Below are 25,224 nucleotides of genomic sequence, written 5' to 3' on the forward strand. Positions count from 1 at the left end.
ACGAGGGACGATGGGATCGGGGCGGCCGGGCCGCGACTGTTACATTCCTGGCCTGAAGGCTGCGAACGGAAGGCGGCGACTATGGCGATCAAGGGTGAGCGGAGCCGGGGCATTCGGCGGCCGACCCTGGAGGAGGTCGCCGCCCGGGCCGGCGTCGGCCGCGGCACGGTGTCGCGGGTGATCAACGGCTCGCCGCGGGTCAGTGACGCGACCCGCGCGGCCGTGGAGGCGGCGGTCGCCGAACTCGGCTACGTCCCGAACACCGCCGCCCGTGCGCTGGCCGCCAACCGCACGGACGCGATCGCGCTCGTCGTCCCCGAGCCGGAGACCCGCTTCTTCGCGGAACCGTACTTCTCCGACATCCTGCGCGGCGTCGGTGCCGAGCTGTCCGACACGGAGATGCAACTGCTGCTGATCTTCGCGGGCAGCGACCGTGAGCGGCAGCGGCTCGCCCAGTACCTCGCCGCGCACCGCGTCGACGGCGTTCTGCTCGTCTCGGTCCACGCCGACGACCCGCTGCCCGACCTGATCGCCCAGCTGGAGATCCCCGCTGTGATCAGCGGCCCGCGCTCGGCGGGGGAGACGCTCACCTCGGTGGACTCGGACAACTACGGCGGTGCCCGCTCGGCCGTGGAGCACCTGCTGGCCCGCGGCTGTCGCACGATCGCCCACATCACCGGCCGGCTCGACGTGTACGGCGCCCAGCGGCGCGTCGACGGCTACCGGGAGGCCCTGCTCGACGCGGGGCACCCCGTGGAGGAACTCCTCATCGAGCCCGGCGACTTCACCGAGGAGGGCGGCCGCCGCGCGATGACGACGCTGCTGGAGCGCAGCCCCGGCCTGGACGCGGTGTTCGCCGGCTCCGACGTCATGGCGGCCGGCGCCCGCCAGGTGCTGCGCGAGGCGGGCCGTCGCATCCCCGACGACGTGGCCCTCATCGGCTACGACGACTCGGCCATCGCCCGCCACATGGACCCGCCGCTGACCAGTGTCCGCCAGCCCATCGAGGAGATGGGCCGCGCGATGCTCGACCTCCTGCTGACGGAGATCGCGGACAGCCGTCCGGCCGCCTCGCGGGGGCCGGAGCGGCAGCAGGTGGTACTGCCCACGGAGCTGGTGACGCGGGCGTCGTCCTGACGGGAGCGGGGCGCCGCCCGGCGGCGTCCTGCGCCGTCTCGCGGCGTCCGTGAAACGAAGCAGCCGGTGACCTCGTCTTTCGACGAAGTCACCGGCTGACTACGCAGGGTGAGTGACGGGACTCGAACCCGCGGCATCCTGGACCACAACCAGGTGCTCTACCAGCTGAGCTACACCCACCATGACCGGTTTTTCGAGGAGTGTTCTCCCCGACCGGCCGAGAAAAAGTGTACAGGGTCCGAAGGGGTGCTCGCGCCAGGGTTTCGCGGCGCCGCTACTGGGAGGGCAGGACGTGCTTGGCGGCGATCGCCTTCGCCGTGTCGGAGTCCGGGCCGGGCTGCGGGACGAAGACGGCCTCGCGGTAGTAGCGGAGCTCGGCGATGGACTCGCGGATGTCGGCAAGGGCGCGGTGGTTGCCGTTCTTCTCCGGGCTGTTGAAGTAGGCGCGCGGATACCAGCGGCGGGCGAGCTCCTTGATGCTCGACACGTCGACGATCCGGTAGTGGAGGTAGTCCTCCAGCGTCGGCATGTCCCGGAGCAGGAAGCCGCGGTCGGTGCCGACGGAGTTCCCGCACAGGGGTGCCTTGCCGGGCTCCTTCACGTGCTCCCGTACGTACGCCAGCACCTGCTCCTCGGCGTCCGCCAGGGTGGTCCCCCCGGGGAGCTCCTCGAGCAGCCCGGACGCGGTGTGCATCCGACGCACCACCTCCGGCATCGTCTCCAGCGCCTGGTCCGGCGGACGGATGACGATGTCGACCCCGTCGCCGAGTACGTTCAGCTCGGAGTCGGTGACGAGGGCGGCAACCTCGATGAGCGCGTCGTCGGACAGCGAGAGGCCGGTCATCTCGCAGTCGATCCACACCATGCGATCGTTCATGTGTCTAACCTTACGGGGCGTTGTCGCTCCGCGGGTCTGGCGTGCATGGGGTACCCGGCGCTGCGGTGGCCGTCTGCCGGGGGCTGCCGCCCCCGGGCCCCCGCTGTCGGCCCTGAACGGGCCTCGTCCTCAAACGCCGGACGGGCTGGATGATGCGGGCCGGGGTTGAGAGGCTCCCGGGGTGCTGGGGCGGAGCCCCAGGACGATACAGGGGCCCGGGGTGTCAGCCCCGGGCCCCTTGACGGATCACACGCCGCTGCGCGGCCCCGGCACGCTCACCGACAGGCTGCGGCGGGCCTGGATCGGGACTCCGGCCTCGGGGTGGAGGACGGGTACCGGGCCCACCGGGCCGGTCGGCGCGGACATGGCCGGCTCGGCGTCGGCGGGCTTGTCGCCCTGGGGGCGACGGGCGCGGTAGGCGGCCCGGTAGGCGGCCGGCGAGGAGCCCAGCTGGCGCCGGAAGTGGCCGCGCAGGGCCACGGGCGACCGGAATCCGCAGCGGCCCGCGACCTCGTCCACGGAGTAGTCCGACGTCTCCAGCAGCCGCTGCGCCTGGAGCACGCGCTGGGTGATCAGCCACTGGAGCGGCGCGCTGCCGGTCAGCGACCGGAAGCGGCGGTCGAAGGTGCGCCGGCTCATGTACGCCCTCGCCGCCAGCGTCTCCACGTCGAACTGCTCGTGGAGGTGTTCCAGCGCCCAGGCGACGACCTCCGCGAGCGGGTCGGCGCCGATCTCCTCTGGTAAAGATCGATCGAGGTAGCGCTCCTGACCGCCCGACCGGCGCGGTGGGACCACCAGACGCCGGGCCAGCGCGCCCGCCGCCTCGTTGCCGTGATCCGACCGCACGATGTGCAGGCACAGGTCGATTCCGGCCGCCGTGCCCGCCGATGTCAGGACGTCGCCGTCGTCGACGAACAGCTCTCGCGGATCGACGTGCACCGACGGATAGCGTTTCGCCAGCGTCGGCGCGTACATCCAGTGCGTGGTGGCCGGGCGGCCGTCGAGCAGGCCCGCCGCCGCCAGCACGAACGCGCCGGTGCACAGGCCCACGATGCGCGCGCCTTCCTCGTGCGCCCGGCGCAGTGCGTCGAGCGCCTCCTCCGGTGGCGGAGAAGTGATCGAACGCCAGGCCGGTACGACGACCGTGCCCGCGCGTGAGATGGCCTCCAGGCCATGTGGTGCGGTGAGTTCCAGGCCCCCTGTGGTCCGCAGCGGGCCTTCCTCGCCGGCGCTCACCAGTAGCCGGTAGCGCGGTACTCCGGCGTCCTGGCGATCGATCCCGAACACCGACAGTGGTATGGAACTCTCGAAGATGGGCCCGCCGCTGAACAGCAGCACGGCGACGATCTCCTTGCGACGTCGCCCGGACAGTTTCCGGGCCGCGGCTTCCGGCGCGGCAGTGGAGTCGTGGCTCATCCTGCTAAGCCCCCCTCGGTGGTCGCGGCTCCTCGGTTGTGTCGCTCCTGCACGTTTCCCCTCGGTCCTGCACGAGTCCCCCGCCGTAAGACATCAAGATCGAATCTACTGGGTCTCACGCCGCCGCGGTGACCAGATCGGCATCCGGCACATTGTCGACATGACAACTTGGCGTGAAGCATTCGATCACGAAGCGTTGCACTCGTGGGCCGTGCAGGGAAGTGCGCCTCGTCGCAGTGGCCAAACCGCGTAGGGTGCGCAGGGCCCCGTGGGTCCTTTCCGTGCAGGTGGAACGGGGGTTGGGGGGTGGTTCCGGCCTGTCCCGCACAGTGTCAAGAAGTTGGCTGAAAAGATACGGGTGCGTGCACGGAAACCGGTCAGTCGACCGGTGTACCACCCTTGGTGTGACGTCCGCCTCCCTGCGACGTCGGGCGTGCCGCGCAGCGCTCCGAGCGGCGCAGCAGGATCCGGCACGCGCCGGTGACGGCGGCGAGACCCAGGGCGGTGCCGGTGGCGCCGGCCAGCGAGGTGCCGTACCAGAGCAGGACCACGGGTACGAGGACGCAGCTGAAGACCGCCCAGCGCACCACGTCACCGGCGGTGTCCGGGGTGGGGCGGCGCTCTCTGGTGGGTCGTCGTCCGGGCATCTCGTACTCCCTGGTCGTACTCCTCGCGGCGATGGCTCAAGAGGTTCAACGCGTGTTCGATCGGTCGGTCACTCAGCCCGTCACCCGGTCGGTCACCCGGGCAGTCACCCGGTCGGTCACCGTACGTGCCGTCCGGATGAAGCCGGGCTGTTGAATCCTGTGCAAACCGCCTGTACGGGGCAGCAACCATTGCGTTACGGGCGTCGCTCGTGCATGCTCCGGGGAACCCCTGCGGGCTCCGGGGCATGCCTTACGGAACCCGTGCGGGATCTGGGCTGAGGAAGCTTGCCGCCGTACCCTTGGGGGTATGGGGTGGGGAAGATGTTTCCCGGACACAGCTCCGCCGCACACCGTCGCCACCCAAAAAGGATCACAACGCCGAGACAGCCATGGCCGGTCACGAATTCTTCGAACCCGCGGACCGCAAGCGGCCGGTCGCCGATCCCACGGCGGCCGAGCCCCTGGCGGCGGAAGAGGCGCGTCCTTCCTGCGACCCCGCCTTCAAGCACGGAGTCGTCGTCGGCTTCGACGGCTCCACGTCCAGTGAGCGCGCCCTCGCCTATGCGATCGGCATGGCCCACCGATCCGGCTCGGGTCTGATCATCGTTCACGTCGCCAACCGGCTGCCCACCACCGTGTGGGCGGGGTGCGAGCCCCCGGTCTTCGTCGACGTGCCCGATCACCGCACCGAGGTGCTGGGTCTGGAGCTGGCCTGTGCGGACTATCTGGCCGAGGTGCCCTGGATCCTGGTCGAGCGCGGCGGTGACATCTGCCACGAGCTCGAAGAGGTGGGCCGGGAGTACGAGGCCGACGCGATCGTGGTGGGCTCCACGCACGGGATCGTCGGGCGGATCTTCGGCTCGGTCGCCGGACGGCTGGCCAAGCGGGCGAAGCGGCCCGTGGTGGTCATCCCGTAGGTCTCTCCTGGCTCTCCCGACTCCCTCTCAACTCCCTTCTGTGCAGCGTAAAACTACTTGTGCGTAGAAGTGTTTGTGCCCTTGTGAAGGGCATATACCGGTCACCGCACAGCTGCACATGCATGAAGGGAGCCCGCCGTGGACAACGACGTCTCCGCGGGAAGCGGAAGCACCATCGTGGCCGGCCGACTCGCCCTGGGCATCACCCTGTTGGCGTTCGGTCTCGGTACCACCGGAGTGATCGACGGCGTGGCGGCGTCCGACGCCGTGTCACTGGCCCACTATGTAGGCGGCGTTGCGCTCTTCGTCGCCGGACTCCTCGCCTTCCGTGACCGCGACACGGCCACCGGTACGGCCTTCTCGGCGCTCGGCGCCCTGTGGTTCACCTGGGCCGTCTCGGCCGGAAGCCACACGTCGGCCAACGGGGCCGGACTCTTCCTGCTCCTGTTCGCCCTCGTGGCGCTCTCGTTGACCCTCGCGGGCGGGGACACCCTCGGGCAGGGCATGTACGGACTGCTGTTCCTGGCGATGCTCGTGCTGGCCGTGGCGAGCTTCGCGGACAGCTCCGCGCTCGCGAAGGCCGGCGGCTGGGTGGCCGTCGCCTCCGGCGCGGTGGCCTGGTACGCGGCGACCGCGGCGCTGGCGCACTGGCCGACGGCCCTTCCGAGGCGCGCTGCCGGCCGGGGAGTGACGGCCACCGGCTGACGCAGCGGCGGGCCGGAGCAGGGCAGCACCGGCCCCTGAAGGAACGACCCCCTGTGCAGGTGGCGCACAGGGGGTCGTTCACGTTCGGGGACGGGTCGGGCGAGTTCCTACTCCACCGTCACCGACTTCGCCAGGTTCCGCGGCTTGTCGATGTCCCGGCCCAGGGCCAGTGCCGTGTGGTAGGCGAGGAGCTGGAGCGGGATGCCCATCAGGATCGGGTCCAGCTCGTCCTCGTTCTTGGGCACGACGATGGTCTGGTCGGCCTTCGCCTGCTCCTGGTGGGCGACCGCGAGGATCTTGCCGCTGCGGGCCTTGATCTCCTCCAGGGCGGCGCGGTTCTTCTCCAGCAGGTCGTCGTCCGGGACGATCGCGACGGTCGGCAGCGCGGGCTCGATCAGGGCGAGCGGGCCGTGCTTGAGCTCGGAGGCGGGGTAGGCCTCGGCGTGGATGTAGGAGACCTCCTTGAGCTTCAGGGAGGCCTCGCGGGCCACCGGGTAGCCCCGCACACGGCCGATGAAGAGCATCGAGCGGGCCTCGGCGTACTGCTCGGCCAGCTTCTTGACCTCGTCCTCCTGCTTGAGGATCTCGGAGATCTGCGCGGGCAGCCTGCGCAGGCCCTCGATGATCCGCTTGCCGTCGCGCACGGAGAGGTCGCGGGTGCGGCCCAGGTGCAGGGCGAGGAGGGCGAAGGCGACGGTGGTGTTGGTGAAGCACTTGGTGGACACCACGCACACCTCGGGGCCGGCGTGCACGTAGATGCCGCCGTCGGCCTCGCGGGCGATCGCCGAGCCGACCACGTTGACCACGCCCAGCACCCGCGCGCCCTTGCGCTTCAGCTCCTGCACGGCGGCCAGCACGTCGTACGTCTCACCGGACTGCGAGACGGCCACGTACAGCGTGTCGGGGTCGACGACCGCGTTGCGGTAGCGGAACTCCGAGGCGGGCTCGGCGTCCGCGGGGATGCGGGCCAGCTCCTCGATCATCTGGGCGCCGATCATGCCCGCGTGGTAGGAGGTGCCGCAGCCGAGGATCTTCACGCGGCGGATCTGGCGCGCCTGGCGGGCGTCCAGGTTCAGGCCGCCGAGGTGCACGGTGGAGAAGCGGTCGTCGATGCGGCCGCGCAGCACGCGGTCCACGGCGTCGGCCTGCTCGTGGATCTCCTTGTGCATGTAGGTGTCGTGGCCGCCCATGTCGTAGGACTCGGCCTCCCACTCCACGGTGGTCGGCTCGGCGGTCGTGCGGGTGCCCTCGGTGGTGTAGGTCCGGAAGTCGTCGGCCTTCAGGGTGGCCATCTCGCCGTCGTCCAGCGTCACTATCTGACGGGTGTGGGCGACCAGCGCGGCCACGTCGGAGGCGACGAACATCTCCTTCTCGCCGATGCCGAGGACGACCGGGGAGCCGTTTCGCGCCACCACGATGCGGTCGGAGAAGTCGGCGTGCATCACCGCGATGCCGTAGGTGCCCTCGACGACCCGGAGGGTCTCGCGGACCTTGTCCTCCAGCTTCTCGGCCTGCGAGCGGGCGATCAGGTGGGTGAGGACCTCGGTGTCGGTCTCGGAGAGGAACTCGACGCCGTCCGCCTCCAGCTTGCGGCGCAGGTCGGAGGCGTTGTCGATGATGCCGTTGTGCACGACGGCGACCTTGTTGTCGCCCGACATGTGCGGGTGGGCGTTCACGTCGGAGGGGGCGCCGTGGGTGGCCCAGCGGGTGTGGGCGATGCCGGTGGTGCCCTTGAACCGCGCCGGGACCTTGGCCTCCAGGTCACGGACCCGGCCCTTGGCCTTGACCATCTTCAGGCCGGCGGTCTTCGGGGAGGTGACGACGATGCCCGCGGAGTCGTACCCGCGGTACTCCAGGCGCTGAAGGCCCTCCAGGAGCAGCGGTGCGACGTCACGCTTCCCGATGTATCCGACGATTCCGCACATATACAGGTATCCCCAAGCTTCCGTTCAGCCGTAGACGATGCGCCGCAGTTGCCTGAGCGTGAGCTCGGGCGGGGCCACCGCACGGTATTTCAGGTCCGCCCCGATCCGTTCGAAGATCGCCGTGTTCACCAGGCCCTGGGCCTGGAGCTCGCGGTGGCGGCGACGGACGTAGTCTTCTGTCGTCTCGTCGAAGAAGGCGAGCACGTCCTGGATCACCCGCAGCGCCTCGCCCCTGTTCAGGGTCGTGGACCGGGTCAGATGATCAACCAGTTCGTCGTGCACCCGGTAGATCCTGAGGTACGGGCGGCGGTTTCGCAAGAATCCTGCCCGATTTCGGGCAACAGCCTGTTGAATCTCTTATGGGGCTCTGTTCGTAACCTGTCCATCCTGCGTCTTGCGCCACGTTGCTTGTGGAGACGATTTTCAGACGCCATGGACATTCCTCGTATGGGCGTACCGGATGAGCTCGCCGACCGCATGAGCATGGCTGAGCAGTACGAGTACCTCCGCGCCAAGTTCTCCCGGCGCTCCATGATCAGAGGCGGCGCCGTCACGCTCGGCACCGTCACGGGCGGTTCCTTCGTACTGGGCGGCACCGCCCAGGCCGCCACCGCCCCCACCCAGTCCTCCGCCCCCGCCGCTCAGCACGTCGACGGCGCCTTCGTCGCCCCGTTCGGCCGCCACCTCGCCTTCGGCGACGACGCCGGCACGGAGATGACGATCTCCTGGCAGGTCCCGGTCCCGGTGAAGAAGCCCTTCGTCCGCATCGGCACCCATGCCTCGCACCTCTCCGTGAAGATCGAGGCCGAGGTCCGCTCCCTCTACACCCCGGCCGGCATCGGCGCGAGCGGCGACCACACCCAGTACTACGTGCACGCCAAGCTGGCCAACCTCAAGCCGGGCAAGACGTACTTCTACGGCGTCGGCCACGACGGCTTCGACCCGGCCTCCCCGCAGTTCGCCAGCACCATCGGCACCTTCACCACCGCCCCCCGCCACAAGCAGCCGTTCACCTTCACGGCCTTCGGCGACCAGGGCGTCAGCTACCACGCGCTGGCCAACGACAGCCTGATCCTCGGCCAGAACCCCAGCTTCCACCTGCATGCCGGCGACATCGCCTACGGCGACCCGGCCGGCCAGGGCAAGCCCACCGACACCGGCTTCGACTCGCGCGTGTGGGACCAGTTCCTCGCCCAGACGGAGTCGGTCGCCAAGTCCGTGCCGTGGATGGTGTCGTACGGCAACCACGACATGGAGGCCTGGTACTCGCCCAACGGCTACGGCGGCGAGGAGGCTCGCTTCACCCTGCCCGACAACGGGCCGGACAAGAAGAACCTGCCGGGCGTCTACTCCTTCGTCTACGGCAACACGGCGGTCATCTCGCTGGACCCGAACGACGTCTCCTTCGAGATCCCGGCGAACCTGGGCATATCCGGTGGAACCCAGACCAAGTGGTTCGAGGCCCAGCTGAAGAAGTTCCGGGCCTCGAAGGACATCGACTTCATCGTCGTGTTCTTCCACCACTGCGCGTACTGCACGTCCACGGCGCACGCCTCGGAGGGGGGCGTGCGACAGGAGTGGGTGCCGCTGTTCGAGAAGTACACGGTCGACCTCGTCATCAACGGCCACAACCACCAGTACGAGCGCACCGACCTCATCAAGGGCAACAAGGTCACCAAGAAGCTCCCGATCGGCGAGACGGCCTACCCCGAGACCGAGGGCGTCGTCTACGTGACCGCGGGTGCGGCCGGCCGCAGCCTGTACGCGTTCACCGCGCCGGACTCCTACGAGGGGCACCTGAACGAGGTCGACTCCGTCGCCTCCTTCATCAACACCAAGGACGGCAAGGTCAACGAGACCGTCGCCTGGTCCCGGGTGCGCTACCTCAACTACTCGTTCCTGCGGGTGGACGTCGAGCCCGCGGCGCGCGGCCACTACGCCAAGCTGAAGGTGTCGGGCATCGCCGAGACCGGTGACCGCATCGACCACTTCACCGTGGCGCGCAAGGCCAAGTAGCCGTCGACGGCTCCGCAGGCGGTCCTCACATGCGTTTGAGGACCGCCTGTTTGGCCATCGTGAACTCCTCGTCCGTCAGCACCCCTTCGCGGCGCAGCTCGCCCAGTTCCCGCAGCCGCCGCAGCAGGGCGTCGTGGTCGTCCTCGACGGGGGACGACGTGAGCTGCTCGGGAATCCGGGGCGCGTCCGGTCCCGCTTCCGTCCCGCCGGCCGCCGACGGATGTGGCAGCCGCGCCTGCACCGCCGCCGCGACCAGCGCCATCAGCGGATCCTTCTTGAAGCCCCACAGCTCCACCGCGTTCGGGTCGTACTTCGGCGGCGCCTTGGTGGCCGCGCCCCGCACGGTGAACCGCAGATGGCCGTTCTCCAGCCCGGCCGCCGGATGCCACTCCACCGCGGTGATCTCGGCGACCGGGATCGTACGGGCGCCGGCGGCCGCCTTGGCGTCCTCCGTCTTCCAGTTCCACTCCAGGCGTACGTGCTCGCCGTCGAAGCTCACCGTGCCGTCCCCGGCGGCCGCCGACAGCGGGACGGACGGGCCGGGCAGCAGGTACGCGGTCACCGGACCGGACGGCACCTCGTCCAGCAGCAGGGCGCCCCGCACCTCGTCCACGAAGTACTCGGCGACGCCGTACCGGTCGGACTCCACGGTCAGCTGGTAGGGGTCGTGGGGTTCGGCGAGCCGGCCCCCGGTCGCGTGCAGCAGCGGATCGGCGCCGTCCCGCAGCCGCAGCCTCAGCCGCCCCGACTTCTTGCCGTGCTCGAACGAGACGCCCGCCAACGCCCCCAGCGGGACCAGCAGTTCACCCAGCGTCGCGCGCAGCAGGCCGACGTTCTTGTCCCGTCCGGGGGTCAGGCGCAGCGCGTCGCCGTCGAAAACCCAAGTGCCGTCCTTCTGGATGATCTCCGCCATACGGGGATTGTTTCACTGGATGCGCGGGAGACTGGTCTCGACCATTCGTGCAGTGAAGGGAGCGCGCTTGTGAGACGGCACCACAGAACGACTCCCCGCATGACCCGACTGCTGGGCTCGCTGCTGCTGTTGGCGGCGGGCGCGTTCACGGTCGGCGCCGCCCCGCCGGCCGCCGGGCAGCCGGCCGCCATCCCGCTCGGCCGGGTCGTCCCCGCCCCCGCCTCCGCCCGACCGGGCGGAGCGCCCTACCGCATCACGGGGGACACCCGCATACGTGTCGACGACAGCCGCGAGGTCCGCCGCGTCGGCGCCTACCTCGCGGACATCCTGCGCCCCTCGACGGGCTACCGCCTGCCGCTCACCGCGCACGGCCGCGGCGGCATCCGACTGCACCTCGCCAAGGGCCCGTTCGGCGCCGAGGGCTACCGCCTGCACAGCGGAGCCGACGGCGTCACCCTCACCGCCCGCACGCCCGCCGGCCTCTTCCACGGCGTCCAGACCCTCCGCCAGCTCCTGCCGGCCGCCGTCGAGAAGAACTCCGTACAGCCCGGCCCCTGGCAGATCGCGGGCGGCACCGTCCAGGACGCGCCGCGCTACCCCTACCGCGGAGCGATGCTCGACGTCTCCCGGCACTTCTTCACCGTGGACCAGGTCAAGCGCTACATCGACGAACTGGCCCTCTACAAGATCAACGAACTGCATCTGCACCTCAGCGACGACCAGGGCTGGCGCATCGCCATCGACTCCTGGCCCCGCCTCGCGACGTACGGCGGCTCCACCCAGGTCGGCGGCGGTCCGGGCGGCCACTACACCAAGGCCGACTACCGGGAGATCGTCCGCTACGCCGCCTCCCGTTACCTGGAGGTCGTCCCCGAGATCGACATGCCCGGCCACACCAACGCGGCCCTCGCCTCCTACGCCGAACTGAACTGCGACGGCACCGCACCCCCGCTGTACACCGGCACCGAGGTCGGCTTCAGCTCGCTGTGCGCGCCGAAGCCGGTCACGTACGACTTCGCCGCCGACGTCATCCGGGAGCTCACCGCGCTCACCCCCGGCCGCTATCTGCACATCGGCGGCGACGAGGCGCACTCCACCAGCCACGCCGACTACGTGACCTTCATGGACCGGGTGCAGCCGATCGTCGCCCGGTACGGCAAGAAGGTCATCGGCTGGCACCAGCTGACCGGCGCGACCCCGGCGAAGGGCGCCGTGGCGCAGTACTGGGGCCTGGACGACACCGACCCCGCGGAGAAGGCACAGGTCGTCAAGGCCGCCCAGCACGGGACCGGGCTGATCCTGTCCCCGGCGGACCGGCTCTACCTGGACATGAAGTACACCGAGGACACCCCGCTCGGACAGGACTGGGCGGGCCTGGTGGAGGTGCGGCGGTCCTACGACTGGGACCCGGGCGCCTACCTCCCGGGAGTCCCGGACTCGGCGGTCAGGGGCGTCGAGGCACCCCTGTGGACCGAGACCATCCGGACCTCGGCCGACATCGACTACATGGCCTTCCCCCGGCTGCCCGGCGCGGCCGAGCTGGGCTGGTCCCCGGCGGCCACGCACGACTGGAACGCCTACCGGACCCGGCTCGCGGCCCAGGCCCCGCGCTGGGACGCCCTCGGCATCGGGTACTACAAGTCGCCCCAGGTGCCCTGGCCGACGGGCTCCTAGGCAGGTTGACGGGCACCCCGGTGGACCGTACACCGGGGTGCCCGCCCGTCTCCGGGTCAGAACCCCGCTATCGGGTTCCTCAGGCTGCCGACGAGCTGTAGGGCGCCCGACGGGTCCGCCAGGTCCACCATCTGCCTGTTGTCGCGCAACTGGAGGCGGTTGAGGCAGGACAGGGCGAACTCGGGCGCGAACATGTCGTACTGCCGGAACCTGTCGGCGAGTTCGGGTGTCGCCTCCTGGTACTCGCGGGTGACCTCGGCGACCGTGCGCCAGAAGTCGTCCTCCTCCAGGATTCCCTCGCCCGCCAGGATGGCGGCCAGGAAGCGGAAGAAGCAGTCGAAGACGTCCGTGAAGATCGACAGGAGCCTTTTGTCCTCGGGGACGTCGACACGGATCCGCCGCACCTCGGGCGGCAGCACCGCGTCAGGGTCCATGACCGCGATCTCCTCGGCGATGTCCTTGTAGACCGCCCGCCGTACGGCCCCGTCCTTCAGGACCAGGATCACGTTCTCGCCGTGCGGCATGAACACCAGGTCGTAGGCATAGAAGCTGTGCAGCAGGGGGGTGTAGTACGCCCGCAGGTACCGCCGCAGCCACTCCACCGGGGACAGCCCGGACCGCTCGACCAGCGCGCCCGCGAAGGACCCGCCCTCGTGGTCCACGTGCAGCAGCGAGGCCATGGTGGCCAGGGACTCGCCCTCCGCGAGGGAGGGCACGGGGCTCTCCCGCCACAGCGCGGCCAGCATCTTGCGGTACGGCGAGTACCGGTCGGTCGCCTTCTCGTACTCCAGGTGCCGGTAGCCGACGGCCGCCCGCTCCCGGATGATCGACAGGCCGGTCGACTTCAGCACGGGGTCGTTGTCGACGAGCTGGGCGAGCCAGTCGTTGATGGCCGGGGTCGCCTCCATGTAGGCGGCCGAGAGCCCGCGCATGAAGCCCATGTTGAGGACGGACAGCGCCGTCTTCACATAGTGCTTCTCGGGGTGCGAGGCGTTGAAGAAGGTCCGGATGGACTGCTGGGCCAGGTACTCGTCGTCGCCCTCGCCCAGGCACACCAGGTGCCGGCGGGCCACCTCGGCGGCGAAGGTGACGGTGAGCTTGTTCCACCACTGCCAGGGGTGGACGGGGATGAGCAGGTAGTCGGCGGGGTCGAGGCCCTGGCCGGTGAGCGTGGCGCGGAACCGTTCCAGCGTGGCCTCGCCCAGCTCGTCCCGCAGGAACGCCTCGTACTCGATGCCGGTCCCGGCCGTGAACGCCGCCCGCGACCGGTGCGCCGCCAGCCACACCAGCCGGACGGGGTTCGCCGTCTCGGGGGCGTACGACAGGTACTCGTGGACGCCGAAGCCCAGCCGCCCGTTGTTGGCGACGAAGCAGGGGTGGCCCTCGGTCATGCCGGTCTCGACGGCCTGGAAGCCGCTTCCGGCCAGCTCGGCGGCCGGGACGCGCGGCTTGGCGAGCTTGTAGCAGGTGCCGGACAGGGTGGAGGAGATCTCCTCCAGGTAGACCGGCAGGATCTCGTCGCTCAGGCCCAGTGACTGCTTCAGCTCGATGAGGAAGTCGAGTGCGACGAGGGGGAGTTCGGTGCCGTCCCGGTGGCGGGTGACGGAGCCGGCGTCCACCTCCCAGTGGTCGAGGGCGCGGCGGACGGCGGTGAAGCGGTAGCGGGTCAGGCCGTCGTCGCTGCGGACGACGTACGTGTCCCCGTCCGCCTCGGGCGTGATCAGCCGCTCGTGCGCGAACTCGGCGAGCGCCTTGCGCACGAGAAGGCGGTTGGCTTCCTCCCAGCGCTCGGGGGAGAGGTGGGCCACGGCGTCGGCGAGGCTCATACGGCCACCCCCGTCGCGGCGACGAACCGCTCGCGGGTGCAGAAGCTCAGCAGCGCCTTCTTCTCCGGCTTCTGGACCTCCCGTTCGGGCACGAACCCGACGGCTTCGTTCAGGGCGTGCACGGCCGTGTTGCGGACGTCCGGTTCGACGACCACCCGGGCGGTCGCCGGGTCCTCGAAGAGGTGTGCCATCACGGCCGTGATGACGGCCCGGGTGAACCCGTGCACGGGCGTGTCGGCCGGCGCGACGAGGAAGTGCATCCCGACGTCACCGGGCCGGGGCTCGTACAGGCCGACCAGCTCGCGCTCGGCGGGGTCGTAGCGCTCCATGAGGAACGCCGGGACGCCGTCGTGCAGCCCGAGGAAGGCATGGTGGTGCTCGTCGGCCGCGATCTCCGTGTACGCGCGCTCGACGTCCTGAAGTTTCGCGTCCCGCATCATCCAGAACGCCGCCTTGGGATGTGTGACCCAGCCCAGCAGCAGCTCGGCGTCCTTCAGGGGATCGAGGGGGCGGATGGTGAAGGTCATACGGCGAACTCCTGGTACGCGATGCTCTTCTCGACCGGGTAGTACTCCGTGCCGAGCAGCTCGCGGATGATGCAGCTGTTGCGGTACGCGCCCATGCCCAGGTCGGGGCTGGTGATGCTGTGGGTGTGGACCCCGGCGTTCTGGAGGAACACGCCCCTGCCCGTCACGTCGACGGCGTAGTTGCGGGCCACGTCGAAGCGGTCCCGGCCGTCGAAGCGGAGGCGGTCGCGCAGCGGGTCGAGGAAGGCCGGCGGCTGGTAGTGGTAGCCGGTGGCCAGCACCAGACCCTCGGTGCGGATCTCGAAGTCCTTGCCCTGCTCGTCCTGGTGGAAGCCGAGCGTGTACGCGCCGTCCTCGTACCGGGCCTCGGTCAGCGAGGAGTTGGTGAGCAGGCGGGTGGGGACCGGGCGGTCGCCGCTTTCGACGTTCTTCTGGTAGAGCAGGTCGAAGATCGAGTCGATCAGCTCCGAGTTGATGCCCTTGAACAGGCCCTTCTGCTGCTTCTCCAGCCGGTAGCGGGTCTCCTCGGGCAGCGCGCGGAAGTAGTCGATGTAGTCCGGGGACGTCATCTCCAGGGTCAGCTTGGTGTACTCCAGCGGGAAGAACCGCGGGGAGCGGGTGACCCAGTTGAGCTCGTAGCCGTGGACGTCGATCTCGGAGAGGAGCTCGTGGTAGATCTCCGCGGCGCTCTGGCCGCTGCCGACGACCGTGAGGGACTTCTTGGCCCGCAGCTCCGCCTTGTGGTGCATGTACCGCGCGGTGTGGATGAGGTCGCCGCCCAGGTCCCGGCAGGGCTCCGGAACGAAGGGGACCGTCCCGGTGCCGAGGACCAGGTGGCGGCAGCGGAACGCTTCGCCGGTCTCGGTGCGGACGACGTAGAGCTCGGCGGTCTCGTCGTACGTCACCTCGGTGACCGTCGTGCCGAACCGGACGCTGCTCAGTTTGCCCGCGGCCCAGCGGCAGTAGTCGTCGTACTCGACCCGCAGCGGGTAGAAGTTCTCCCGGATGTAGAACGAGTAGAGTCTGCCCTTCTCCTTCAGGTAGTTGAGGAAGGAGTACGGGGAGGTGGGGTCGGCCAGGGTGACCAGGTCCGACATGAACGGCGTCTGGAGGTGGGCGCCGTCGAGGAACATGCCCGCGTGCCACTCGAAGTCGGGCTTCGACTCCAGGAAGACTCCGCTGAGTTCGTCGATCGGTTCGGTGAGGCAGGCGAGGCCGAGGTTGAAGGGGCCGAGCCCGATCCCCACGAAGTCGTAAGGAGCGGTCGGGGCTTCAGGACGCGCGGTCAAGGGACTCTCCCAGGTACTGCTCGGCGTGGCCGGCGATCAGGTCGAGGACGGCGGCGATGTCGGCCGCGGTCGTCTCGGGATTGAGCAGGGTGAACTTCAGGTAGTGGCGGCCGCCCACCTTGGTGCCCGCGACGACGGCGTCACCGGAGGCGAACAGGGCCTTGCGGGCGTGGAGGTTGACGCGGTCGATCTCGGCCGGGTCGGCGACGGCCGTCGGGACGTAGCGGAAGACCAGGGTGGACAGGGAAGGCTCGACGACGACGTCGAAGCGGGGGTCGGCGGCGAGCAGCTCCCAGCCCTCCCGGGCCAGGTCGCACACCTCGTCGAAGAGTTCGCCGAGGCCGTCGGCGCCCATGGTGCGCAGGGTCATCCACAGCTTGAGGGCGTCGAAGCGACGGGTGGTCTGAAGGGACTTGTCGACCTGGTTGGGGATGCGCTCCTGGACCATGCGGCGCGGGTTGAGGTACTCGGCGTGGTAGGTCGCGTGCCGCAGGGTGGCGGCGTCCCGGACCAGCACGGCCGACGAACTCACCGGCTGGAAGAAGGACTTGTGGTAGTCGACGGTGACCGAGTCGGCACGCTCGATGCCGTCGAGGAGGTCGCGCCGACTGCGGGAGACCAGCAGACCGCAGCCGTAGGCCGCGTCGACGTGCAGCCAGGTCCCGTACTGGGCGCAGAGTTCGGCGATCTCGGGCAGCGGGTCGATGGAGCCGAAGTCGGTGGTGCCGGCGGTGGCCACGACGGCCATGGGGACGAGGCCGTCCTTCTTGCAGCGCTCCAGTTCGTGGGCGAGCGCCACGGTCTGCATGCGCTTGTCGTGGTCGACGGGGACGGAGACCACGGAGTCCGGGCCCAGGCCGAGGAGTTTGGCGGACTTCTTCACGCTGAAGTGGCTGACCTCGGAGGCGAAGATCCGCAGTTTCGACGGGGAGTCGCTCTTGGCCTCCTCGCGGGCCAGCAGCAGCGCCTGGAGGTTGGACTGGGTGCCGCCGGAGGTGAACACGCCGTCCGCGGACGGCCCGAGGCCGATGCGGGCGGCCGTCCAGTCGATGAGCCGGCGCTCGATCAGGGTGCCGCCGGCCGACTGGTCCCAGGTGTCCAGGGAGGAGTTGACGGCGGAGAGCACGGCCTCGCCGAGCACCGCCGGGATGACCACCGGGCAGTTGAGGTGGGCGAGGTAGCGGGGGTGGTGGAAGTAGACCGCGTCCCGCAGGTAGACCTCTTCCAGTTCGTCGAGCACCGCGGTGGTGTCGTGCAGCGGCTGGTCGAGGTCGATCTCGTCGATGCGGGGGGCCAGGGCGTCGGCCGTGACGCCGGTGAACGGACGTTCGGCGGTGGCGAGTTTGGCCGCCACCCGCTCGACTCCTTCGGTCACGGAGCGGCGGTAGTGCTCCGCGGTGAGGTCATTGAGCAGGTGCGAGCGCATGTGGGGGTCCTCCGATGGGGACGGTCCGTGCGGGGAGTGCAACTTAGGTTAGCCTAACCTAAGTTGCATGTGCCGAAACCTGCCCCTCCCGTGACCGCCGTCACCACGAACTGCCGTTACTGTAAAGGGAGTTACTCCGAAGTCCGCAGCTGTTCCTCGGTCATCCCGCGTCGCCAGTAGCCGACGAAGGTGACGCACCGGCGGTCGATGCCCCGCTCGCCGACGAGGTGCCGGCGCAGCGCCTTGACGCACCCGGACTCGCCCGCGATCCAGGCGTAGGGGCGTTCGGCGGCCGGGAGTTGGGCATCGCGCAGTGCATCGAGGGCCAGGGGGGATCCCGTGTGGCTGCTGGGGTCGCGTACGAGCCAGGTCACCTCGGCGTCCGCGTCGGTCACGACGTCCTGGATGTCAGCGGCGTGGTTCACCTCCAGCCAGGCGCGCACGCGGGTGCCGGCCGGCAGGGACTCCAGGGTGGCGCAGGCGGCGGGTACGGCGGATTCGTCGCCCCAGATGACGACGAGGTCGGTCCCCTCGGGCGGCCGGAAGCGGATCGCGCGGTTGTCGGCGACGGCCGGGCCGAGGAGGAGGACGCGGTCACCCGGGGTGGCGCCGGCGGCCCAGCGGGAGGCGGGGCCCGACGGGCTGTGCAGGGCGAAGTCGATGTCGATCTCGTCGGGATCGCGGCGCAGTGCCCGAAGGGTGTACGAGCGCATCACCGCCCGCACGCCGTCGGGGAGTTCACGCCATCCCTGCCACCAGCCTCCCCCACTCTCGGCTTCGCTCGAGCGGGGGGACCCCCATCCCAGCTCGACGGGCACGGCGGGCTCGGGCTGCCCCGGGTGCGGCAGGAACAGGGACAGCGACTGGTCCCGCCCGTGGGAGTGGAAGGCGTGCAGGTCGGGCCCGCCGAAGGTGACCCGGACCAGGGACGGGCCGAGCCGCCTCGTCCGTACGACCTGAAGCGAGAAGAAACGGAACGGGGCGGCTACGGCCGTCGTCATCGGGGCTCCTGACGGTCAGGAAGGTGTGGGGGTCAGCTGACCTTCTTGGCGGTCTCGATGGCCTTCGCGAGGTCTTCGAGGAGCGGCGCGCATTTGTCGTACGACAGGATCGGCTCGGGGTTGCGGGCGATGACCTGCCCGGCCTTGACCGCCGGCAGCTTCTTCCACGTCCCCTCGGTGATGTCGGCGGGCTGGATCGCCGAGGAGCGGTTGTCCATCATGATGATGTCCGCGTCGTACTTGTCGACGTTCTCCCAGCTCAGCGACTCGTACCAGCCGCCACCCTTGGCCTTGGCCTTCTCCGGGGGCTCGATGAGGTGCACGCCGAGGGCCTTGAAGTACTCCAGGTCGACGGAGAGGTTGGAGCCGGAGACGTAGAACAGGTCCTGGCTGGCGGAACCGGCCATCACCTTGATGCCGGGCTTGGCCTTGGCGGCGGCGCGCAGCCGGGCGGCCGCGTCCTCGAAGCGCTTCTTGGCCTCGGTGACCTTGGCGGCGGAGGTGTCCGCGCCGAGGGACTTGGCGAGGGCGAGCATGCGCTGGAGCGGCTCGGTCAGCTGGCGGTCGTAGACGGAGATGCCGACGCTCGGGGCGCCGGCCGCCAGGATCTTCTTCTTCGACTCGTCGGGGACGTACCAGAGGGTGCCCACGTTGTCGAACATGGTGGAGACGAGGAGGTCGGGCGCGAGGGCCGCGTACTTCTCGATGTTGAACTGGCCCCACTCGTTGCCGAGGACCGTCACCTCGCTGACGTCCATGTCCCCGGCCTGCACATCGGCCTTGCCGTCCTTGGTCTTCGTCGGGCCGAAGACGCCCTTGGCCTGGATGCCGTAGTCGTACAGCGCGGCGGCCACGCCGACGAACGCGACGATGTTCGAGGGGGCCTTGTCGGCCTTCGCGGTGGTGCCGCGGTCGTCCTTGAAGGACCAGGGGCCGGACTTGCCCGCCGTCGTGTTGCCGTCCGAGCCGCCGCTTTTCCCGTCGTCGTCCCCGCAGGCCGCGAGCGCGGCCCCCAGACCGATGGCGCCGCCCGCGGCGAGGATGCCGCGACGAGTGAGGTGGGTGGCACGGGCATTGGACATGGGTATGACTGCTTTCGAACGGGGCGAGGCGCCCGCCGGACAACTTCCAAGGTAGGTTAGCCTAACCTCAGCTGATGTCCAGAGGGTGGGGCGCCCCGCGCCCGAACGTGTGACCGGCCTTCAGCGCCGGACGGGCAAGCTCAGCCCACCAGCCCCAACTCCCGGGCGATCAGCATCCGCTGGACCTCGCTCGTGCCCTCGCCGATCTCGAGGATCTTGGAGTCGCGCCACATGCGGGCCACCGGGTACTCGTTCATGAAGCCGTAGCCGCCGTGGATCTGGGTGGCCTCACGGGCGTTGTCCACGGCGACCGTCGACGAGTACAGCTTGGCCAGCGCCGCCTCCTTCTTGAACGGCTCGCCCGCGACCAGCCGGCTCGCCGCGTCGCGCCAGGCCAGCCGGGCGGTGTGCGCCTTCATCTCCATGTCGGCGATCTTGAACTGGATGGCCTGGTTGGCGCCGATGGGACGGCCGAACGCGTGGCGCTCCATCGCGTACTTCACCGACTCGTCCACGCAGCCCTGGGCCAGACCGGTCGCGAGCGCCGCGATGGCGATACGGCCCTCGTCGAGGATCCGCAGGAACTGGGCGTAGCCGCGGCCCTCTTCGCCCAGGAGGTTGGCGGCGGGCACGCGGACGTCGGCGAAGGACAGCTCGCGGGTGTCGGAGGCGTTCCAGCCGACCTTCGAGTAGGGGGCGGCCACCGTGAAGCCCGGGGTGCCGGACGGGACGATGATCGCGGAGATCCGCGGCTTGCCGTCCGGCTTGCGGCCCGTCACCGCCGTGACGGTGACCAACCCCGTGATGTCCGTGCCCGAGTTGGTGATGAAGCACTTGCTGCCGTTGATCACCCACTCGTTCGTGTCGGGGTCCAGACGGGCCGTGGTGCGGGTGGCCCCGGCGTCGCTGCCGCCGTCGGGTTCCGTGAGCCCGAACGCGCCCAGGAGCTCGCCCGCGCACAGCCGCGGCAGCCACTCGCGCTTCTGCTCCTCGGTGCCGAACAGGTGGACCGGCATCGCGCCCAGGGAGACGCCGGCCTCCAGGGTGATGGCCACCGACGAGTCCACCCGGGCCAGCTCCTCCAGCGCGATGCCGAGGGCCAGGTAGTCGCCGCCCATGCCGCCGTACTCCTCCGGGAACGGCAGCCCGAACAGGCCCATGCGGCCCATCTCGCGGACGATCTCGTACGGGAACTCGTGCCGCTCGTAGAAGTCGCCGATCTTCGGCGCCACGACGTCGTGCGCGAACTCCTCCACGGTACGGCGGAGTTCCTCCAGCTCGGGGGAGAGGCGGTGGTCCATGATGATCACTGCTCCTTGTGGGAGAGGGCGCGGGCGGTGCGTGACGGGCTGGGACGGCCCAGCTGTTCGGCCATCCACACGCTGGTCGCGGTGAGCCGGCCGAGGTCGACCCCGGTGTCGATGCCGAGGCCGTGGAGCATCCACACGAGGTCTTCGGTGGCGAGGTTCCCGGTGGCGGACTTGGCGTAGGGACAGCCGCCGAGGCCTCCGGCGGAGGCGTCGACCGTCGTCACACCGTGTTCCAGGGCGGCGTACGTGTTGGCGAGGGCCTGGCCGTAGGTGTCGTGGAAGTGCACGCCGATGACGTCCGTCGGCACCCCCGCCTCGTTGAGCCCGGCGAGGAGCGCGCGGACATGGCCGGGCGTGGCGACCCCGATGGTGTCGCCGAGGCTCAGCTCGTCGCAGCCCATGTCCATCAGCGCCCCGCAGACGCGGACGACCTGGTGGAGCGGTACGGCGCCCTCCCAGGGGTCGCCGAAGCACATCGACACGTACCCCCGCACATGCGCGCCCTCGTCCTTCGCGTGCCGCACCACCGGCTCGAACACGGCGAGGGACTCGTCGAGGGTGCGGTTGAGGTTGGCCTTGGCGAAGGACTCCGTGGCGCTGGCGAAGACGGCGATCCGGCGGGCGCCGAGCGCGAGCGCCCGGTCCAGGCCGCGCTGGTTGGGCACCAGGACGGGCAGGGCCGCGTCCAGGTCGCCGACGAGCGGGAACAGCTCCTCGGCGTCGGCCAGTTGGGGCACCCACTTGGGGTGCACAAAACTCGTCGCCTCGATCGTCGTCAGGCCCGCGTCGGCCAGGCGGCGGATGAACTCCGCCTTCACCGCCGTGGGTACGGCCGTCTTCTCGTTCTGGAGCCCGTCGCGCGCGCCGACCTCGTGGATCCGCACCCGCGCGGGCAGGCCCTGGGCCGGTACGGCCATGGGCAGTCCGTCGACGCTCATCCGTCCGCCTCCTCCTTGGGTGCGATGACGGCCAGCACCTGGTCCATGGCGACCGTCGTGCCCGGCCGCACGTCCAGTTCGGTGACCGTGCCGGCGTGCGGGGCGGAGATGACGTGCTCCATCTTCATCGCCTCGACCACCAGCAGGCTCTGGCCCGCGGCCACCTCGTCGCCGACGGCCACCTTCACCACCGTCACCGTGCCGGGCATGGGCGCGGTGAGCGAGTCGGCGCCCGCGTGCGCGGACCGGGACAGGGACGCGGCCACCGGGTCGTGGTCGCGCACCTGCCAGGCGTCGCCGTCGCGGCCGAGCCAGTCGGCGGCGCGGTGGAAGGTGTGGCGGACACCGTCGAGGGTGACGGCGACCCGGTCGTCGGTGACGGTGTGGGCCCCCCGGGGGACGTAGGTCACCGGGTCGGTCACCCGCAGCGGGAAGGCGGGCCGCTTCGGCGTACCGCCGAGACGCCAGCCGCTCGGCACCGAGAAGGGATCGGTCCAGCCGTCCCCACGAGGCTTCAGCCCCTCCAGCCGTACGGCCGCCGCCGCCTCGTACACCTCGTCCGGTACGTCCGTGGAGACCAGCTCGTCCACCACCCGCTCCACCAGACCGGTGTCCAACTCGCCCGCCACCACCGCCGGATGACCGAGCAGCCGCCGCAGGAACCCGGCGTTCGTCTGCACGCCCAGCGTGACCGTCTCCGCCAGAGCGGCCCGGAGCTTCCTGAGCGCGGTCGCGCGGTCCGGCCCGTACGCGATCACCTTGGACAGCATCGGGTCGTACAGACTGCCGACCTCCGTGCCCTCGCTGAGCCCGGAGTCGGTGCGGATGCCGTCGCCCTGGGGCTCGTTCAGCAGGAGCACCGTCCCGCCGGACGGCAGGAAGCCGCGCGCGCCCTCCTTGACCGACACGGTCTCCGCGCAGATGCGCGCCTCGACCGCGTGCCCGGTGAGCCGTACGTCCTCCTGCGCGAAGTCCAGCTTCTCGCCCGCCGCGACCCGCAGCTGCCACTCCACCAGGTCCAGCCCGGTGACGAGTTCGGTGACCGGGTGCTCCACCTGGAGGCGGGTGTTCATCTCCATGAAGTAGTACGAGGAGGGATCGCCGCCCGGGACGATGAACTCCACCGTGCCCGCGCCCCGGTACCCGCACGAGCGCGCCGCCTGCACGGCCGCCTCGCCCATCGCGGCCCTGGTCTTCTCGTCGAGGAGCACACTGGGCGCCTCCTCGATGATCTTCTGGTGCCTGCGCTGGAGCGAGCACTCGCGCTCGCCCAGGTGGACGACGTTCCCGTGCCCGTCGGCCAGGACCTGGATCTCGATGTGCCGGGGCCGGTCCACCCACCGCTCGACGAGCAGCGTGTCGTCGCCGAAGGAGGCGCGGGCCTCGCGGCGGGCCGCGGCGATCTCCTCGTCCAGCACGGCCAGGTCCCGCACCAGGCGCATGCCCTTGCCGCCCCCGCCGGCCGACGGCTTGAGCAGCACGGGTGCGCCCAACGCGTGTGCCGCCTCGGCCAGTTCGGGATCACGCCCGCCGGGCACCACCGGCACCCCGGCCGCCTGCACCGTCTCCTTGGCCCGGATCTTGTCGCCCATGAGCGCGATCGCGTCCGCCGACGGGCCGATGAAGACCAGCCCCGCCTCCTCGCACGCGCGCGCGAAGCCCGCGTTCTCGGCGAGGAAGCCGTACCCGGGGTGGACGGCCTGCGCGCCCGTCCGCGCGGCGGCCTGAAGGAGCCGCTCCACCGACAGATAGCTCTCCGCCGCCGGCGCCGGACCGATCCGTACCGCCGTGTCCGCCTCCCGGACGTGCCGGGCGTCGGCGTCGGCGTCGGAGAAGACGGCGACGGAGCGCACGCCCATCGACCGCAGCGTACGGATGACGCGTACGGCGATCTCGCCCCGGTTGGCCACCAGCACTGTGTCGAACATGATTGCGAAGCCCCCCTCTACATCCGGAAGACGCCGAACTGGGGGTCTCCCAGGGGCGCGTTGGCACAGGCGGTCAGGGCCAGGCCCAGCACCTGACGGGTCTCCAGCGGGTCGATGACCCCGTCGTCCCAGAGCCGGGCGGTGGCGTAGTAGGCGTTGCCCTGGCGCTCGTACTGCGCGCGGATGGGTGCCTTGAAGGCGTCCTCGTCCTCGGCCGGCCACTCCTCGCCGCGGGCCTCCAGCTGGTCCCGCTTCACGGTGGCAAGGACGGAGGCGGCCTGTTCGCCGCCCATCACGGAGATCTTGGCGTTGGGCCACATCCACAGGAAGCGGGGGGAGTAGGCCCGGCCGCACATGGAGTAGTTCCCCGCGCCGTACGACCCGCCGACCACGACCGTCAGCTTCGGCACGCGCGTGCAGGCGACCGCCGTCACCATCTTGGCGCCGTGCTTGGCGATGCCACCGGCCTCGTAGTCCTTGCCGACCATGAAGCCGGAGATGTTCTGGAGGAAGACCAGCGGGATCCCGCGCTGGTCGCACAGCTCGATGAAGTGGGCGCCCTTCTGGGCGGACTCGGAGAACAGGATGCCGTTGTTGGCGACGATCCCGACCGGGTGGCCGTGGATCCGGGCGAAGCCGGTGACCAGGGTCTGCCCGAACTCCGCCTTGAACTCCGCGAAACGGGAGCCGTCGGCCACGCGCGCGATGATCTCGCGTACGTCGTAGGGGGTGCGGGAGTCGACCGGCACGGCGCCGTAGAGCCCGTACTGGTCGACCTTCGGCTCCACCGCGGGCACGGCCTCCCAGGGGAGGGGCCCGCGCGCGGGGAGGGTGGCGACGATGTTCCGCACGATCCGCAGGGCGTGCGCGTCGTCCTCGGCGAGGTGGTCGGTGACGCCGGAGACCCGGGAGTGCACCTCGCCGCCGCCGAGCTCCTCGGCGGTGACGACCTCGCCGGTGGCGGCCTTCACCAGCGGGGGGCCGCCGAGGAAGATCGTGCCCTGGTCGCGGACGATCACGGCCTCGTCGCTCATGGCGGGCACGTAGGCCCCGCCGGCGGTGCAGGAGCCGAGCACGGCGGCGATCTGCGGGATGCCCGCGCCGGACATCCGGGCCTGGTTGTAGAAGATCCGCCCGAAGTGCTCGCGGTCCGGGAAGACCTCGTCCTGCATGGGCAGGAAGGCGCCGCCGGAGTCGACGAGGTAGACACAGGGCAGCCGGTTCTCGAGGGCGACCTCCTGCGCGCGCAGGTGCTTCTTCACCGTCATCGGGTAGTACGTCCCGCCCTTGACGGTGGCGTCGTTGGCGACGATCACGCACTCGCGCCCGCTGACCCGCCCGATCCCCGCGATGACCCCGGCGGCCGGGGCCTGCCCCTCGTACATCCCGTCGGCCGCCAGCGGGGCCAGCTCCAAGAAGGGCGAACCGGCATCGAGCAGGGTGTCGACCCTGTCCCGGGGCAGCAGCTTGCCGCGCGCGGTGTGGCGGGCGCGGGCCTTCTCGCCGCCGCCGAGCGCCGCCGCGGCGAGCTTGCCGCGCAGCTCCCCGACCAGCTCGCGGTGCGCTTCCTCGTTGGCCCGCCAGGCCTCCGACGCGGGATCGGCCGCGCTGTGAAGCTCCGGTGCCTCGTGCATCCTGAGGTCCCCTCACCCAGTGATCGACTGTTAATG

The 25,224-nt window shown here is 70.4% G+C and carries 21 protein-coding genes and 1 tRNA gene; 5 read left to right on the plus strand and 17 right to left on the minus strand.

Annotation, left to right across the window (positions count from 1 at the left end; genetic code table 11):
- The first annotated feature begins 81 nt into the window (after positions 1-81).
- Complete coding sequence (locus ABZ915_RS05865) at positions 82-1,137, plus strand: LacI family DNA-binding transcriptional regulator (RefSeq protein WP_361796446.1); 1,056 nt, start codon at positions 82-84, stop codon at positions 1,135-1,137.
- A 107-nt stretch (positions 1,138-1,244) separates the two neighbouring features.
- On the opposite strand, the gene ABZ915_RS05870 is transcribed toward ABZ915_RS05865, so the two are convergent.
- From ABZ915_RS05870 to ABZ915_RS05885, 4 genes are all read right to left on the minus strand, one after another.
- Positions 1,245-1,317 (minus strand) — tRNA-His (locus tag ABZ915_RS05870).
- Positions 1,318-1,411: 94 nt separating this feature from the next.
- Complete coding sequence (orn, locus tag ABZ915_RS05875) at positions 1,412-2,014, minus strand: oligoribonuclease (protein WP_361796449.1); 603 nt, start codon at positions 2,012-2,014, stop codon at positions 1,412-1,414.
- A 246-nt stretch (positions 2,015-2,260) separates the two neighbouring features.
- Positions 2,261-3,430 carry a helix-turn-helix domain-containing protein gene (locus tag ABZ915_RS05880; RefSeq protein ID WP_361796452.1) on the minus strand — a complete coding sequence of 390 codons (1,170 nt, stop codon included), beginning with the start codon at positions 3,428-3,430 and terminating at the stop codon, positions 2,261-2,263.
- Between the two features lie 377 nt (positions 3,431-3,807).
- Positions 3,808-4,077: a hypothetical protein gene (locus ABZ915_RS05885; RefSeq protein WP_361796455.1), complete on the minus strand. Its 270-nt coding sequence runs from the start codon at positions 4,075-4,077 to the stop codon at positions 3,808-3,810.
- Between the two features lie 389 nt (positions 4,078-4,466).
- Between ABZ915_RS05885 and ABZ915_RS05890 the strand changes: the two genes are divergently transcribed.
- Both ABZ915_RS05890 and ABZ915_RS05895 read left to right on the plus strand, forming a co-directional pair.
- The gene (locus tag ABZ915_RS05890; RefSeq protein ID WP_132851453.1) at positions 4,467-4,994 is read left to right on the plus strand and encodes a universal stress protein; all 528 of its coding nucleotides are present in this window, start codon (positions 4,467-4,469) and stop codon (positions 4,992-4,994) included.
- 138 nt (positions 4,995-5,132) lie between these two features.
- Positions 5,133-5,699 (plus strand): GPR1/FUN34/YaaH family transporter, encoded by a 567-nt coding sequence (locus tag ABZ915_RS05895; RefSeq protein ID WP_361796459.1) that lies wholly within the window; start codon positions 5,133-5,135, stop codon positions 5,697-5,699.
- A 107-nt stretch (positions 5,700-5,806) separates the two neighbouring features.
- Here ABZ915_RS05895 and glmS read toward each other — a convergent pair whose 3' ends face one another.
- Both glmS and ABZ915_RS05905 read right to left on the minus strand, forming a co-directional pair.
- Complete coding sequence (gene glmS / locus ABZ915_RS05900; RefSeq protein WP_361796462.1) at positions 5,807-7,624, minus strand: glutamine--fructose-6-phosphate transaminase (isomerizing); 1,818 nt, start codon at positions 7,622-7,624, stop codon at positions 5,807-5,809.
- 24 nt (positions 7,625-7,648) lie between these two features.
- Entirely contained in the window at positions 7,649-7,906 is a 258-nt protein-coding gene (locus ABZ915_RS05905) for a hypothetical protein (protein WP_361797704.1), read from the minus strand.
- 165 nt (positions 7,907-8,071) lie between these two features.
- Here ABZ915_RS05905 and ABZ915_RS05910 point away from each other — a divergent pair, with 165 nt between their 5' ends.
- Positions 8,072-9,640, plus strand: a complete 1,569-nt coding sequence (locus ABZ915_RS05910; RefSeq protein WP_361796465.1) for a metallophosphoesterase family protein — start codon at positions 8,072-8,074, stop codon at positions 9,638-9,640.
- A 25-nt stretch (positions 9,641-9,665) separates the two neighbouring features.
- Here ABZ915_RS05910 and ABZ915_RS05915 read toward each other — a convergent pair whose 3' ends face one another.
- Positions 9,666-10,553, minus strand: a complete 888-nt coding sequence (locus ABZ915_RS05915) for a DUF4429 domain-containing protein (protein WP_361796468.1) — start codon at positions 10,551-10,553, stop codon at positions 9,666-9,668.
- A 69-nt stretch (positions 10,554-10,622) separates the two neighbouring features.
- Between ABZ915_RS05915 and ABZ915_RS05920 the strand changes: the two genes are divergently transcribed.
- Positions 10,623-12,227: a beta-N-acetylhexosaminidase gene (locus tag ABZ915_RS05920; protein ID WP_361796471.1), complete on the plus strand. Its 1,605-nt coding sequence runs from the start codon at positions 10,623-10,625 to the stop codon at positions 12,225-12,227.
- Positions 12,228-12,283: 56 nt separating this feature from the next.
- Here ABZ915_RS05920 and ABZ915_RS05925 read toward each other — a convergent pair whose 3' ends face one another.
- The 10 genes from ABZ915_RS05925 to ABZ915_RS05970 all read right to left on the minus strand — a co-directional run bounded on the left by ABZ915_RS05925 (position 12,284) and on the right by ABZ915_RS05970 (position 25,188).
- A complete protein-coding gene (locus ABZ915_RS05925; RefSeq protein WP_361796474.1) occupies positions 12,284-14,053 on the minus strand; it encodes an IucA/IucC family siderophore biosynthesis protein in 1,770 nt (589 codons plus the stop codon).
- Positions 14,050-14,580, minus strand: coding sequence for a GNAT family N-acetyltransferase (locus ABZ915_RS05930; RefSeq protein ID WP_361796477.1), 531 nt, complete (start codon positions 14,578-14,580; stop codon positions 14,050-14,052). Before ABZ915_RS05930 ends, ABZ915_RS05925 begins: the two co-directional genes overlap by 4 nt.
- Entirely contained in the window at positions 14,577-15,869 is a 1,293-nt protein-coding gene (locus ABZ915_RS05935; protein ID WP_361796480.1) for a lysine N(6)-hydroxylase/L-ornithine N(5)-oxygenase family protein, read from the minus strand. The genes ABZ915_RS05930 and ABZ915_RS05935 overlap by 4 nt, the downstream gene beginning before the upstream one ends.
- Positions 15,853-17,295 carry a lysine decarboxylase DesA gene (gene desA, locus ABZ915_RS05940; RefSeq protein ID WP_361796483.1) on the minus strand — a complete coding sequence of 481 codons (1,443 nt, stop codon included), beginning with the start codon at positions 17,293-17,295 and terminating at the stop codon, positions 15,853-15,855. Before desA ends, ABZ915_RS05935 begins: the two co-directional genes overlap by 17 nt.
- A 131-nt stretch (positions 17,296-17,426) precedes the next feature.
- The gene (locus ABZ915_RS05945) at positions 17,427-18,296 is read right to left on the minus strand and encodes a siderophore-interacting protein (protein ID WP_361796486.1); all 870 of its coding nucleotides are present in this window, start codon (positions 18,294-18,296) and stop codon (positions 17,427-17,429) included.
- 32 nt (positions 18,297-18,328) lie between these two features.
- The gene (locus tag ABZ915_RS05950) at positions 18,329-19,378 is read right to left on the minus strand and encodes an ABC transporter substrate-binding protein (RefSeq protein WP_361796489.1); all 1,050 of its coding nucleotides are present in this window, start codon (positions 19,376-19,378) and stop codon (positions 18,329-18,331) included.
- A gap of 140 nt (positions 19,379-19,518) precedes the next feature.
- On the minus strand, positions 19,519-20,679 hold the full coding sequence (locus ABZ915_RS05955; RefSeq protein ID WP_361796492.1) for an acyl-CoA dehydrogenase family protein: 1,161 nt from the start codon (positions 20,677-20,679) through the stop codon (positions 19,519-19,521).
- A 5-nt stretch (positions 20,680-20,684) separates the two neighbouring features.
- Positions 20,685-21,626 carry a hydroxymethylglutaryl-CoA lyase gene (locus ABZ915_RS05960; RefSeq protein ID WP_361796495.1) on the minus strand — a complete coding sequence of 314 codons (942 nt, stop codon included), beginning with the start codon at positions 21,624-21,626 and terminating at the stop codon, positions 20,685-20,687.
- A complete protein-coding gene (locus ABZ915_RS05965; protein WP_361796498.1) occupies positions 21,623-23,554 on the minus strand; it encodes a biotin carboxylase N-terminal domain-containing protein in 1,932 nt (643 codons plus the stop codon). Before ABZ915_RS05965 ends, ABZ915_RS05960 begins: the two co-directional genes overlap by 4 nt.
- Positions 23,555-23,571: 17 nt before the next feature.
- Entirely contained in the window at positions 23,572-25,188 is a 1,617-nt protein-coding gene (locus tag ABZ915_RS05970) for a carboxyl transferase domain-containing protein (RefSeq protein WP_361796501.1), read from the minus strand.
- Positions 25,189-25,224 lie beyond the last annotated feature (36 nt).

This window comes from Streptomyces sp. NPDC046915 (assembly GCF_040644935.1).
Taxonomy (GTDB): Bacteria; Actinomycetota; Actinomycetes; order Streptomycetales; family Streptomycetaceae; genus Streptomyces.